The following is a 13,825-nucleotide window of genomic DNA, read 5'->3' as shown; positions in this document are numbered from 1 at the left end:
TCAGCTGGCCCTCCTCTTAACAGGATTCACGAAATGGGACACAATCTGGGTCAGCCATTGGGTGATAAGAAGGATGAGTGTAAAAAGCAAGATGAAGCCAATGACGGCGGAAGTGTCGATTGGCATGGGTGCTCCGGCCATGAAGCTGCTTTTAATATGCAGGGCAGACACCAGGCGCAGTCCTATGCCTCTGTATTGAGACATAAATTCGACAATGAACATCCCTGATAAAAGGGTCATCATGACCGGGAGGCTCTGCTGCAATAGATTAGGCCAGCAGTTGCGAAGCGTGTGCCGCCAAAGTACGGTCCTATCACCAATCCCCTTGGAGCGGGCAGTCAGGATATAATCCCTTCCATCCTCATTTTCGATGGCCTCTGAAGTATAACGGGCTATAATGGCAGCAGGATACATGCTGACAAATAATATAGGAAGAAAAATATTATACCATTGTTCATCTCCGTATATATCCACGTCAGGGAAACCATATTTTCCTGCTTCAAAAAGAACCGTCTGTATAAGCATGATGGAAATGAACTCGGGAACTGACTGTCCAAGCCACGTAGCATTTTTCCCGAACATCCTCCTAAATCCGCTTTGGTGTTTATAATCATAAATTCCCTTGAAGATGCCGGCGATAAGGCTGATGATGAGGGCTGGAAAGATGACTTTTGCACTTCTCCAGCCGTAATGAAGCATCTCAGTTTCAACAGGCATTTCATAAGCGGTGGTGCCAAGGCTTTTATGTACTTTTACATCCTTCAAGTAATCTTTTATGTTTTTTTCATAGGCTTCCCAGCTAAAATGGTATTCCATAATATCATCATAGCCAACACGATGTGATTCAACATCTCTTGGAAGAAGCGCTATCAAAATTAATAGGCAGGCGACAATCCCCCACATCAGCAAACTGCCAAATAACTTTAGCAGCAATCTCATGACTTTACCCCCTTATTATCTCTTTAAATGGTAATAGTAAAATAATACCAGATAATTTTTAATATTTCGATAGATTCTATTGCAAAGGCAGGAAAGAGGGGGCTTTGTAAAACCCGTGTAAAGTTGCTGTATAGATTGGACCGAGGCAATAAATAATCATTTTGGCGCTCCGATAAGAAAAAAGTACCAATTTCCGAAAGGGCAAAAAAGATGAAACGTATTAGGCTGACTATCGGCAGAAAGCTGCAGGCCGCTTTTTTATCCATGATTCTTTTATTGGGAATGATGGGAGGGTTCAGTATTTATTGCTTTTATAAAATGGAAAACTCTTCTGAAAAGATCGTTAAGGATATTTTATTGGTACGGACTGTTACGGCTGATATGCTGACACAACTGGTTAACGAGGAAACTGGAACAAGAGGGTATCTGGTTACCGGAGAAGAGAAATATTTACAGCCTTATACGGAAGGGAAAGCAAAGCTGCAGAAGGATATAGGGATCTTAAGAAGCAATCAGGCGTCCAATCCGCAGATGAAAAAATTGCTGACCGAAACCTTCCCTGATTTAAGCCATCTCCAGTGGCACTATGAAAAGCAGATATCTTTAATTAAACAAGGGCAATTAAATCAGGCGTCAAAGGATATCGAAGGCGGAAGAATTTATATGGATTCTTTCCGGAAAATACATAAAAAAGTGGAACAGGATAACATGATATTGACGGATCAAGCCCTGAAAAAGGCAAAAGATGCTGCAAAACAAGCAATGATTCTGATTGGTGTCATCGTTTCAGGCTCCCTGCTTCTTGCCATGCTGCTTGCGCTGTACCTGACACGTTCCATCGTCAGGCCGGTCAAAAGGATGACAAAGCAATTTAAAGAAATTGCTGAAGGGGGAGGGGATTTAACAAAACAGTTAAAGGTGCAGGGAAGCGATGAACTTTGCGAGCTCGCGGAATATTTTAATAAAACCTTCAGCGTTCTGAGAAAACTTATGATTTCTGTAGGAGAAGCTGCAAATCAGGTTGCGGCAGCATCTGAGGAGCTGACAGAATCCTCATCAGAAACATCTGTAGCTGCGGCGAAGATATCAGCTGCGATGGAAGAAGTGGCAGCAGGAAGCGGCCAGCAGCTCAGTTCGTCTTCCGAATCACTGCATAAGAGCTTGCATCTGGCAGGGAAAATAGAGAGTCTTTCGTTATCTGTAGAGGAAGCAGCTCTAAGGAACAAGCGGGCGCATGAACGGGCCGATGAAGGAGCTGATTCTGTGAGAAAAACCTTGCATGTTATGGAGGATGTACAGGATAAAATGGGCAACACAGCTTCTGCCATTTATGAGCTGGGCAAGCAAGTCAACCGTATAGAAACCATATTAAGTATGATTAAGAATATCTCCAGCCAGACGAATCTGCTGGCTCTTAATGCATCAATTGAAACTGCACGGGCAGGTGAAGCCGGAAAAGGATTTTCTGTTGTAGCAAATGAAGTAAGGAAGCTTGCAGAAGAAACGAATATAGCTGCAGAGGATATCGGAAAATTGGTCCAGGAGGTTCAGGGAAGTTCCCATACCGCTGTAAATGGGATGGAGGAAGGAACCGCCTCCATGGATAAAGGTGTTTCATTTGTCAAACAGACTGTTGCTTCTTTCAGGCATATTTCGCTATCAGCAGCTTCGGTATCTGAAAAAACAGCAGAAGTACAAAATATGGTAGAGGAGATGTCAAGTTCTGTCCGTTATTTAACGGAAGAATCTGAACAAGTCGCTGTCCTTTCCAAAGAAGCAGCCAATAATACGGCAATAGCAGCTGCATCAGCGGAAGAGCAGCACTCATCAATGGAAGGGATAGCGGTTTCGGCAGAAAAGCTTTCAATCCTGGCGGAATCCCTGCTAACATCTGTTGGACAGTTTAAAGTTTAGTAGCCGCTGCAGAACAGGAATTTTCTGTTCTGCAGGACTTCTTAGGCAGAAAGTAGTCAGGCAGATGGAATTGATAAAATTTTTTAGAACAGTTCTTTTTGTCCCAAAAAATAGATACATATTATATGACACTCCTAATCTCTGTAATTTACGGAATTTTCAATCATTTAATATAAATAATTGACAACGCTTACAACCTGTCATATACTTCTATTAAGTTAATGATTGTGACGGAGATTAGGAGATCACGCAAACATGCTCTAACCTTAGGGTTAATCTGTTTGCTGGTCTCTTTTTTTATCTCTAATAGAAAGAAATGAAAAAACAAAAAGGGGGAAAAGGAAATGACGCCATTTTGGGGAGAGCTCGTGGGCACGATGATTTTAATTGTTTTTGGGGCTGGAATCGGAGCGGGAAGCACACTGAAAAAATCTTACTCGAATAATGCAGGCTGGGTTGTTATCACTATTTCCTGGGGACTTGCAGTAACAATGGGAGTGTTTGCAGTAGGTTCCATCAGCGGGGCCCACCTAAATCCGGCAGTTACACTGGCCCTTGCCATTAATGGAGATTTTGCATGGGCGGATGTGCCAGAGTACATAATTGCCCAAATGATAGGAGCCATTCTTGGAGCAGCCATTGTTTACCTGCATTATCTGCCGCATTGGAAAGCGACGGATGATCCTGCTGGAAAGCTTGGTGTCTTTTCAACTTCACCCGCCATCCCGCACACTTTTTCAAACCTTCTAAGCGAAATCATCGGGACATTCATCCTGGTGCTTGGCCTTCTGTTCATTGGTGCCAATAAGTTCACAGAAGGCTTGAATCCTATTGCAGTCGGTTTGCTGATTGTAGCAATCGGCATGTCTTTGGGCGGAACAACAGGATATGCGATTAATCCCGCCCGTGACCTGGGCCCGAGGATTGCACACTTTTTGCTTCCGATTGCAGGAAAGGGCGGCTCTAACTGGGGATATTCCTGGATACCTGTGGCTGGGCCGCTGCTTGGAGGTTCACTGGGAGCTGTATTCTATAAAGCAGTTTTTAAGGGTGAAGTGCACGCAGCCTTTTGGATTGTAGCAATTGGAACGCTCGTAATTTTAGGCCTTGCTGCTCTTTTTGGAAAAAAAGGTTTAGCTTCAAATAAAGGCATTAACACCTCGGCCTAAGATTAGCTGCGGCTGACTACTGGGTAAAGTACCGCTATAGAATGATATTTAGGAGGAGAATTCGAAATGGAAACGTATATCTTATCACTGGATCAGGGGACTACAAGCTCAAGGGCGATTTTATTCAATAAAAAAGGGGAAATTGTCCATACTTCCCAGCGTGAATTTACCCAGATATTCCCCAAGCCGGGATGGGTTGAACATAATGCTAATGAAATCTGGGGCTCTATCCTTGCAGTCATTGCCTCCTGCCTGTCAGAATCCGGAGTGAAGCCGGAACAGGTTGCCGGAATTGGAATCACAAATCAAAGGGAGACCACTGTTGTATGGGATAAAAAAACAGGAACTCCAGTTTATAATGCAATTGTCTGGCAGTCCAGGCAAACAAGCGATATTTGCTCAGAATTAAAAAGCCAGGGACATAACGATACCTTCCGTGAAAAAACAGGGCTGCTTATTGATGCCTATTTTTCCGGAACAAAAGTAAAGTGGATTCTGGATAACGTAGATGGTGCACGAAGCAAGGCGGAAGCGGGTGAGCTTTTATTCGGGACCATGGATACATGGCTGATTTGGAAGCTTTCAGGAGGAAAGGCGCATGTAACGGATTACACGAATGCATCCCGCACACTTATGTATAACATATACGACTTGAAATGGGACGATGAATTGTTAAGCATTTTGGGTGTGCCAAAATCCATGCTTCCTGAGGTTCGCCCTTCTTCGGAAGTATATGCCACTACGGTTGACTATCATTTCTTCGGAAAAGAAATCCCGATTGCCGGAGCAGCAGGGGATCAGCAGGCAGCCCTTTTTGGCCAGGCATGCTTCGAGCAGGGAATGGCAAAAAATACGTATGGAACAGGCTGCTTCATGCTGATGAATACAGGCGAAAAGGCTGTCCAATCTCAGCATGGCCTGCTTACTACGATAGCGTGGGGGTTAAACGGGAAAGTAGAATATGCATTAGAAGGCAGTATATTTGTCGCCGGATCTGCCATTCAATGGCTTCGGGACGGACTCCGGATGCTAAAGACAGCCCAGGACAGTGAAGGCTATGCCAAAAAAGTAGCATCCACTGATGGAGTATATGTTGTGCCTGCATTTGTAGGCCTTGGCACACCATATTGGGATAGCGATGTTCGGGGTGCTGTTTTTGGAATTACGCGCGGTACTTCGAAGGAGCACTTCGTCAGAGCCACCCTTGAGTCGCTCGCATATCAGACGAAGGATGTGCTGGATGCCATGGAGGCCGATTCCGGCATTCACCTTAAAACGCTGCGGGTTGACGGCGGGGCAGTCAAAAATGATTTCTTGATGGAATTCCAGAGCGATTTGCTGAATGTACCGGTAGAACGTCCGGTGATTAATGAAACGACAGCACTGGGAGCTGCATATCTGGCAGGCCTTGCTGTGGGATATTGGGAAAGCCAGGAGGATATCGCCAAGCAATGGGCCATTGATAAAACCTTCGGCCCTACCATGGAGGATGCTGAACGAAATCAATTATATGAGGGCTGGAAAAAGGCCGTAAAAGCTTCTATGGCTTTTAAATAAGAGAAATCTGCATCATGCTTCCGGATTGCGGATCATTAGCGTCCGGAAGATAAGTGATGTGATTGCGGGGAAACCGCTGTACAAAGCCGCCGTCCAACCGGGAGAAGCTGCTTAAAAAGCCTTAAAGGATAGCCTATGTTATTTTGTCAGGCCGCTCTCCGGTTAAGATGCTTCGCGTCCCGGTGTCATGCATTTACTGCAACCAGGATCGTGCTGTTAAAATACTGACCAATCCTCACAAGGTCGCATTCCTTTTTTTTTAAGGGATGTGGCCTTTTTTATATGAAAAAGGCTTATAGCTTAAAGCATTTACAGGCATTCGGTTAATTTCATTTGTAATAATTCAAAATCAATATTATTTATATCAATATCTGGTTCCACCCAAGAGAACCCGTCCCCATTAAATCTTGGTATAATATGCATATGATAATGTTCCATATCTTTGAAAATACCATTATTTTGCATAATAGTTATACCGTCAGTATTAAATAAACTTTCAAGCGATTGAGCAATCTTTTGAGCAGTGAGAATAACTTCTGAAAGGCTGATTGAATCGACCTCGCTGAACTCTTGATAGTGTATTTTAGGAATAATTAAAACGTGACCTATATTTATTGGGAATTTGTCTAAAAAGCAACAGACATAATCATTTTCATAAACAATATACGCTTCCTCTCTTTTTGAAATAATCTCACAAAATATACACAATTGCATTTTCCCCCTCCTAATTTGTTCCACAGCATTAACGCCGACACGAACACTATATTTAACAAAGCGGTTACTTCATTGGGTTTACATTGAATGCTAGTGTATCCCCCTTTGTTTATGAGTTCAGTTTCTTCTAAGAATATAGACTCACTCGATGAAAATGAGCAAAATCCTCTTTTAACAAAAGTTGTTCTTTTGTACTCAACTTATTCATTTTATCTATTAATTCTCTTAACTTCATACCATTACCTCCACAGGTTCTACTTTTTAAACACTTGTTCTTGGGAATCAAATCACAACAAGCATAATTTAGAAAGCCTATAAAAAGCGAAAATTAACCCCCTGTTCCCATAGAAGCAAAATTTACGAAAATAGCCTTATGGAAAGAGTTCTATAAAAAAGGCCAGGCCCCTTATGTATAGGACAATCTTGGACCCGGGGAAGCTGAATATCAAGGAGGCGATCCCAAATGGATACATTTGAAATTTTATCTTTGATGATCAGCTTTGGAATGTTTCTTCTCTCCGTTTTAAATTTTCGGGACCATAACTAAGACAAGTGAGGCTGCTCCTTCTTATTGAAGCGTTGAAATTTTGAAATCTTGTTCCTCTTCATGTAGACTTTTGATAAGCAAGAACAAATTGATTAAAATGTGAGGGAACCACATGAAAGCATTAGTGTTTGAATCTTTCGGCGGACCGGAAGTATTGAAAGTGGAAGAGCTTGAAACACCGTCTTTTGGACGTGATGAAATATTGGTTAACATGAAAGCAATTGGATTGAATTTCGCGGATGTTTATAGAAGAAAAGGGAATTACCATCTTGCTGGAGAGCCACCGTATATTTTAGGATACGAAGGTGCTGGCATTGTTGAACAAGTCGGTTCTAATGTGACAGAAATTAAGCCGGGAGACAGGATCGGATTTGCCGATGTTCCTTATGCAAATGCAGAATTTGTCACTGTTCCATTGGATAAGGCGGTACTGCTGCCTGAAGGCATTTCGTTTGAAACAGCCGCATCAGTTTTGCTGCAGGGGCTGACCGCACATTACTTAACGAAGGACAGCTATACAATCAAAGAAGGTGACACTGTTTTAATACATGCAGCGGCCGGAGGGGTTGGAGGGCTGCTTATTCAAATGGCGAAGCTGATGGGCGCAAGGGTCATTGGCCTGACATCCTCTGAAGCTAAGATGGAAACAGCAAAAGGGGCAGGAGCAGATCAGGTTTTCCTATATGATCAGCCATGGTCAGAAGAGGTGCTGAACTGGACAAATGGCCGCGGCGCAGACGTGGTTTATGAGTCAGTAGGATCCACCCTGATGGATAGCTTTAAAGCAGTGCGTACCGGGGGAACAGTTGTATTTTATGGAATGGCTGGCGGAGATCCGGTTTCAGTTGATCCCCGGATGCTTATGGATACTTCAAAAACACTCACCGGAGGGGATCTTTGGAATGTCCTGACTTCCCGTTCGGAAAGATTATCACGTTCAAACGAGCTGTTTCAATGGATTCTGGACAACAAGGTGAAAATTGCTGAACCGGCTATATATCCATTGGAGGATGGAGCTCGTGCTCATCAATTTCTGGAAAGCAGAAAAAGTACAGGGAAAATTTTGCTGATACCATAATTTCGGGCGGCTCTGCTTTATCGCAGAGCTGCTTTTTTCATTGTTCTTAAAGATTGTTGTTTTTTAATGAGTTCTGTGAGGCGGTCTCATTATTAAATGAGTTTGATTGGAGCAGCATCCTGGAGTGAAATCAGCACCTTGTTTCATCGCAGCAAATTGTTTGAAATAGGCGTTCATTAATGCTTTAGAAGGAGTGAAGAGAATGGAAATCAAAGGGTTAAATCATATGCTGTTTTCTGTTTCAAATCTTGAAAAATCAATCATTTTCTATCAGCAAGCATTAAAAGCCAAGCTGCTGGTAAAGGGCAGGAGCACCGCATACTTTGATTTAGGAGGAATATGGCTTGCTCTTAATGAAGAAAAGGATATTCCGCGGTGTGACATTCATCAATCCTATACGCATATTGCCTTTTCAATAGAAGAAAGGGACTTTGATGCATTCAAAAGGCACCTGGAAGAACTGCAGGTATCCATCCTTCCAGGCCGTGAAAGAAGTGATGAAGATAAAAAATCCATTTATTTTACTGACCCAGATGGACATAAATTCGAATTTCATACAGGCAACTTGCAGGACCGGCTTCTTTATTATAGAAGTGAAAAAACACATATGGATTTTTTTATGTGAAGTTTATGATTAATAGCATTGCTATTTTGGCAGGAGGATAAACCGGGCGCGTTCCGGGAGCAAGAAACGAGGAACCGCTTTGATTCCTCTTTATCTGTTAAACACTGTATTTTCTTTGGTAGTGGCTTAATGCAAGCAAGGGGAAAATATAGCGGTAGCTGTGATAGTGGGCATACACATACCCAGCCAGCCCCTGCCCGGCCGGATAAGAAGCGGTCCAATCCTCCTTTTCGCCATTCTGAATCAGAAAAGAAATTCCTCTGTTAATTTCGGCTGTGGCGTGCGGGGACTGGGAAATGAGCGCGTCAACTGCCCATGCTGTGTGGATTAAGGTACTGGCGCCAAGTGGGACATATTCTTTTTTGATATCGCTATAGCAGGATTCTCCCCATCCCCCATCGCTGTTTTGAATGTTCATCAGCCATTTTGCCGCTTTTTTTATTCTGCGGTCATCGTGCGGGAAGCCTGCCGCCATTAATCCGGTAAGCGCTCCCCAGGTGCCATAGATGTAACAAATTCCCCATCTTCCATACCATGATCCATCATTTCTTTGATTGTGGAGAAGCCAGGAGATGGCTTTCTTCATGGACCTTTCAGTTTTTTTAAGATTGGCGTATGTTCCGAGGAATTCGAGTGTTCTTCCAGTAAGGTCAGAAGTCGACGGGTCTGTGAGGATGGTGTCTGCTCCTTCAATCGGCAGAAGCGTGAAAAGGTGCTTATCGGTATTTTTTTCAAAGGCCGGAAATCCTCCATCATCATTCTGCATGGAAAGGATGAAGGATAATCCCTGGACCCAGGAGCTTTTTTGCTGCGGGAAGGAATCATGCTTAGGAACCAAAGCCCTGAGAGAAGCTGAGGTATCATCTACATCAGGGTTGATTGTATTGCAATCAGAAAAACCCCATCCTCCTGGAATCGCCTTTGAGTTATGGATAGCCCAGTCTCCGTATCTCGTATGCTGCCGGGAAAGAAGATAGCCATTTGCTTTCTTAATGCAATCATGTGCTGATTGTACCTTTGATTCCTGCAGCGAGTAGCTGATTAATGCAGTATTCCATACATGTGCCGTGGTATAGGGAATATGGGTAAAACCGCCGATGGTGCAAGCTGTGGCTTTCAGTCCTTTGACAGCCCTTACGATGACTGGATCATTTTTGGAATACCCAAGAGAGAGCAATGCAATAATCATAAAAAAGGTAGAACTGAAAAAGTTATAAAGAGTCCCGTCCGGCTCTATGCGGTCGAGCATAAATCTTTCGGCTGCTTTTTCGGCAAAAGTGTGATGATTGGCTGTAATATCAATGAGCGTTTCTGCACCTTGCTTGATGGAAGAAAAGATTGAACGGTATTCTTTGGATTCCAATTCCTCCCAGTTGCTGTCATCCCGAATACTTTTTGTATGCATCAAATCGCCCAGATCAGGGGTATTAGTCACTTTCACCTGGAATTTGCGGTCTGCTAAAAGAAGGAGCGGAATGAAATTAGAACGCGCATATACGGACAAATCATAGATGTTTGCAAAAAAAGAGGGGGAAGGAGTACGGCTTCAAGTGGTATGGGGAATATGGAAGGGTAGTTGTATTGGCCGGTTATCGTCAGCATCATTTTAGTAAACATGCGGGCCTCCTTTAAACCGCCTTTGGAACGTATAAAGGAGCGGGCTTTTCTCATGTTTGGTTCGTCTTTATGCTTCAGTCCTGAATATAAAAGCGCGTAATAGGCTTCGATGGTCAATGATAAATTCCCTTCATTTTCATCTTGGAATAACTTCCAGGCCCCATTTTTCTCCTGCCTGCTGATAATTCGGTCTGTAAGCTGTTTTATCAAATGTTCATCATTTCTCTCTAATATCCTCAATAAAATAATCATATAGGCATCTGACACTAATCCTGTTTCAAAAGGATAGTCCCAGGAGCCATTTGATAATTGATCTTTAACTAATATCTCTGCAATTCTCCCGATTTCCGGCTGTGTGTTTTGCATCCGTCCAGCCTCCTTTAAAAAGCTATTCATTTCCCAATATATTCTCCGCTGCCTCCATCCATTCATATATCCCGTATTAAAGAATGGCTGTTTTCGTAAACTTTGTTGCTATGGAACAAGGGGTTGATTTCCGCTCCAGGATGCTCGCTTTCCGCGGGGCGGCGGTGAGCCTCCTCGGCTGCGCCTGCGGGGTCTCACCTGTTCCGCTAATCTAAGCAGGAGTCTCGCACCTTTCGCTTCAATCAACCTGCCTTAACAATGGAATCGCCTCACAAAACACATTAAATTAAAAAACAACAATCTTTAACAAAAGAGCCTAAAGAATAGAGGAGTTTTGCAACAGTCCAGCGAAAAGTAGGATGGTATATGGAAGGAGCAGGATCTATGAAGGGAATTGAAATACTTGAGCATAACAAAAAATGCTGGAATCATGTAGCGCCGGAATTTTATGGAATAGAAGCACTGCCGGAGTTTGGGCCATACACAGTGACAGAAGAAGAAATTGGATTATTTGACAAAATTGAAAACAGACGGGTGCTGGATATTGGGTGCGGAAGCGGGCATTCCTTGAAATATATGGCAGATCATCAAGCGCAGGAGCTGTGGGGAGTGGATTTATCATCCGCACAGATTGAAACGGCAAAAGCTGTTCTGAAAGATAAGGATGCCCGGCTTTTTTGTGCTGCGATGGAGGATTCTATTGGTCTCCCGAGTGATTATTTTGATATTATTTATTCGATTTATGCACTCGGCTGGACCACAGATTTACCCAAAACTCTTTCTGCCATTTATTCTTACCTTAAGGAGGGAGGCAGTTTTATCTTTAGCTGGGAACATCCTTTTTACACGAATCTGCTTGCAGAGGACGGAATAGTGAAGATGCAGGGATCTTATCAGGAGGAAGAGATCTATTCATACAGCTCATTTAAGGGCGGAAATCTGCCGGTATACTTATATAAAAGAAAACTTAGCACCTATATAAATGAATTAGTACAGGCTGGTTTTACGATTGAAAGATTGGTAGAGGGAGAAACAGCCGCCAAATACCATAATCAGCAGGAGGGTTTTTCAAAAAGGCACTATTCGTTATATAAAGCGAGAATGGTTCCAACGACATTTATAATAAAGGCAAGGAAGCCAAGGAAATAAAGGAGTGGATAATTACTTGCCATTTTGGCAGCAGCAGTGAGCATGATGTTATTGCCAAATGTTCAAGCATATAAATCCTGCCTTTATGAAAAAGGAGACTACTAAATTGAGAATATTATTATCCTGGAGCGGCGGTAAAGATGCATGTCTAAGTTTTGACAAGTTAAGAAAAGAAGGGCATGAGGTGGTATGTCTCTTAACGACTGCGTCCAAGGAAATCGGCAGGACCTTTGGACATGGTGAAAAAAGGGATATGATTAGGGCGCAATCAGAAGCCCTGAATACTCCGATCCACTTTATTGAGGTGGATATGGATACATACACGGATTGTTTTATTCGGGATGTTCTGCACCTTAAGGAACAATATAGTGCAGACGCGATTGCATTTGGAGATTTATATTTACAGGAGCATCGTGACTGGGGTGAGGATGTTGCCGCAAAGACTGGACTTGAGGCTTTGTATCCTCTTTGGATGGAGAAGAAGGATGCCTTTGAAAATCTTCAACGCTTCACAGAATCAGGGTATCGGGCAATGGTCATCCGTACGATTAAAGATGAAAAATTGGAAAAGTGGCTGGGAAGAACAATAGACTGGGAGTTTGCCAAGGAAATAGCAAACATGGATATTTGCCCAATGGGTGAAGCGGGAGAATATCACACATTTGTTTATGACGGCCCTTTGTTCAGCAAAAAAATTGAATTGAATCAAAGAGAAATAGCCGAATACGAAACAACAAAACGAGTGGAGTTCGAATCCTTTTCATTGGCTGAAAAACAAAAGGGGAAATGAAATGTGGGGAATGTATTAAGGAAAAAACCGATTGATGCGGCCAGGGAATTTGTTGCTTCATATTTTGCAGGCTGCCAGGGTGCCATTCTTGCAGGCAGTGTAGTCCGCGGAGAAGAGACTGGTACCTCTGATTTAGATATTGTGATCATTGATCAGACTGTCCCATCTTCTTACAGGGAATCTATATTTGAAAATGGATGGCCTGTTGAAGTGTTTGTGCACAATTTAACATCCTATCAGCAGTATGTTAAAAGCGATTGCGAAAGGGCAAAGCCATGCCTGCCAAAAATGGTTTCAGAAGGAATCGTCCTAAAAGATGAGGGGTTCGTTTCTTCAATGAAAAAAGAGGCTGAAGAGCTTTTAGCACAAGGACCGAAGCGTTGGAGCAAAGAAACCATTGATGTAAAAAGGTACTTTATAACCGATGCATTGGATGATTTCATTGGGGCAGCTGACCGGGGAGAAGCGATTTTTTCAGCGAATACTTTGGCAGGCCTTCTTCATGAGTTTGTGCTGAGAACAAACGGGAAATGGATCGGCTCTTCTAAGTGGATTGTCCGGTCATTAAAACAATTTGATGCTCAATTTGCGAAAACCTTTGTTGATGCTTTCGATGCGTTTTATCAATATAATGAAAAAAATAGGGTACTTATTCTAACTGAGAATGTCTTAAGACCACATGGAGGGCGGCTATTCGAGGGGTTTTCATCAGGAAAAACAAATCAGTGATGCAATGCTTCCTTTGTGAATAATTATTAGAAAATTTGGATATTGTCCACACGAAATGGAGAACGGGATAATATACTAATGATGAAATGATTATGGAAGGAGCAGTGACGATGGGAAGAATTAAAAGAACAGAGCAATTGCGTGATTATTTACGGAAAAATTTACGTGAGCAGATTAAACAACAATCAGCAGAAAAAAATGCTGCCCAGGGTGCAGAAAAAGAAAATGGAGAGCAAAAAGAAAATTAAAGATCCCGCACTCCGGGATACACACTATCGGCCAGTTAATCAAACTGGCCGTCATTTATGCGCTGATATCGATACCCTTGCTGTACAAGCCATCTTATAATCGTCAATGAATTCATTCAAAGTTATTTTTTTGCTGTAAAAGTCAGTAAGGTTCTTTATGGAAGTTGTGGGAAATTTATATAAATATTGAAATGAGAGTTAATATTTATTGTTTGTTTCCGATATAAGTATTTGTACATGAGGGAATAGGGTACGTTTAAAAAAATCTATAGATATTTAGCCAAGGGCAAACTCATTGAAAGATGGGGACGCAAAGCCGCGGATCTAAGGCAGTTAAACTGCTAAGACAGCCGGGCTGCCGTACATTTTAGTTTTTAATTTGT

The 13,825-nt window shown here is 42.6% G+C and carries 13 protein-coding genes, 1 pseudogene and 1 riboswitch; of the genes and pseudogenes, 10 read left to right on the top strand and 4 right to left on the bottom strand.

Translation table 11 applies throughout. From position 1 onward, the window contains the following. On the bottom strand, nt 1-939 hold the full coding sequence (locus ACN6MY_RS22695) for an ABC transporter permease subunit (protein ID WP_419882164.1): 939 nt from the start codon (nt 937-939) through the stop codon (nt 1-3). 210 nt (nt 940-1,149) lie between these two features. On the opposite strand from ACN6MY_RS22695, the gene ACN6MY_RS22690 reads away from it, so the two are divergent. The 3 genes from ACN6MY_RS22690 (at nt 1,150) to glpK (ending at nt 5,579) form a co-directional block, all read left to right on the top strand. Further along, nucleotides 1,150-2,853 carry a methyl-accepting chemotaxis protein gene (locus tag ACN6MY_RS22690; protein WP_419882163.1) on the top strand — a complete coding sequence of 568 codons (1,704 nt, stop codon included), beginning with the start codon at nt 1,150-1,152 and terminating at the stop codon, nt 2,851-2,853. A gap of 344 nt (nt 2,854-3,197) precedes the next feature. Further along, complete coding sequence (locus ACN6MY_RS22685; protein WP_419882162.1) at nt 3,198-4,022, top strand: MIP/aquaporin family protein; 825 nt, start codon at nt 3,198-3,200, stop codon at nt 4,020-4,022. A 66-nt stretch (nt 4,023-4,088) separates the two neighbouring features. Continuing rightward, nucleotides 4,089-5,579: a glycerol kinase GlpK gene (gene glpK, locus ACN6MY_RS22680; RefSeq protein WP_419882161.1), complete on the top strand. Its 1,491-nt coding sequence runs from the start codon at nt 4,089-4,091 to the stop codon at nt 5,577-5,579. A 309-nt stretch (nt 5,580-5,888) separates the two neighbouring features. Here the strand turns inward: glpK and ACN6MY_RS22675 are convergent, their stop codons facing one another. After that, nucleotides 5,889-6,293, bottom strand: coding sequence for an HIT family protein (locus tag ACN6MY_RS22675; protein WP_419882160.1), 405 nt, complete (start codon nt 6,291-6,293; stop codon nt 5,889-5,891). A 463-nt stretch (nt 6,294-6,756) separates the two neighbouring features. On the opposite strand from ACN6MY_RS22675, the gene ACN6MY_RS22670 reads away from it, so the two are divergent. From ACN6MY_RS22670 to fosB, 3 genes are all read left to right on the top strand, one after another. Next, nucleotides 6,757-6,840, top strand: coding sequence for a putative holin-like toxin (locus ACN6MY_RS22670; RefSeq protein ID WP_371261424.1), 84 nt, complete (start codon nt 6,757-6,759; stop codon nt 6,838-6,840). Nucleotides 6,841-6,952: 112 nt separating this feature from the next. Next, nucleotides 6,953-7,918: a quinone oxidoreductase family protein gene (locus ACN6MY_RS22665; RefSeq protein ID WP_419882159.1), complete on the top strand. Its 966-nt coding sequence runs from the start codon at nt 6,953-6,955 to the stop codon at nt 7,916-7,918. Nucleotides 7,919-8,120: 202 nt separating this feature from the next. After that, nucleotides 8,121-8,543: a metallothiol transferase FosB gene (fosB, locus tag ACN6MY_RS22660; protein WP_419882158.1), complete on the top strand. Its 423-nt coding sequence runs from the start codon at nt 8,121-8,123 to the stop codon at nt 8,541-8,543. Between the two features lie 97 nt (nt 8,544-8,640). Here fosB and ACN6MY_RS22655 read toward each other — a convergent pair whose 3' ends face one another. Next, complete coding sequence (locus ACN6MY_RS22655) at nt 8,641-9,732, bottom strand: prenyltransferase/squalene oxidase repeat-containing protein (RefSeq protein ID WP_419884258.1); 1,092 nt, start codon at nt 9,730-9,732, stop codon at nt 8,641-8,643. After that, nucleotides 9,709-10,526: pseudogene (locus tag ACN6MY_RS22650) on the bottom strand (squalene--hopene cyclase); the annotation flags it as partial. The gene ACN6MY_RS22655 and the pseudogene ACN6MY_RS22650, both read right to left, overlap by 24 nt. Nucleotides 10,527-10,910: 384 nt before the next feature. On the opposite strand from ACN6MY_RS22650, the gene ACN6MY_RS22645 reads away from it, so the two are divergent. The 4 genes from ACN6MY_RS22645 to ACN6MY_RS22630 all read left to right on the top strand — a co-directional run bounded on the left by ACN6MY_RS22645 (nt 10,911) and on the right by ACN6MY_RS22630 (nt 13,442). After that, nucleotides 10,911-11,675 carry a class I SAM-dependent methyltransferase gene (locus tag ACN6MY_RS22645; RefSeq protein ID WP_419882157.1) on the top strand — a complete coding sequence of 255 codons (765 nt, stop codon included), beginning with the start codon at nt 10,911-10,913 and terminating at the stop codon, nt 11,673-11,675. A 106-nt stretch (nt 11,676-11,781) separates the two neighbouring features. Further along, nucleotides 11,782-12,465 carry a diphthine--ammonia ligase gene (locus ACN6MY_RS22640; RefSeq protein ID WP_419882156.1) on the top strand — a complete coding sequence of 228 codons (684 nt, stop codon included), beginning with the start codon at nt 11,782-11,784 and terminating at the stop codon, nt 12,463-12,465. 3 nt (nt 12,466-12,468) lie between these two features. Then, a complete protein-coding gene (locus tag ACN6MY_RS22635; protein WP_419882155.1) occupies nt 12,469-13,194 on the top strand; it encodes a nucleotidyltransferase domain-containing protein in 726 nt (241 codons plus the stop codon). Between the two features lie 110 nt (nt 13,195-13,304). Next, nucleotides 13,305-13,442 (top strand): hypothetical protein, encoded by a 138-nt coding sequence (locus ACN6MY_RS22630; protein WP_419882154.1) that lies wholly within the window; start codon nt 13,305-13,307, stop codon nt 13,440-13,442. 275 nt (nt 13,443-13,717) lie between these two features. Next, nucleotides 13,718-13,805, top strand: a riboswitch (cyclic di-GMP riboswitch). The last annotated feature ends 20 nt before the right edge of the window (nt 13,806-13,825 follow it).

This window comes from Peribacillus sp. B-H-3 (assembly GCF_048572925.1).
Taxonomy (GTDB): domain Bacteria; phylum Bacillota; class Bacilli; order Bacillales; family DSM-1321; genus Peribacillus.
Note: the sequence above shows the minus strand (reverse complement) of the source record. Positions and strands in the feature narration are given on the sequence as shown.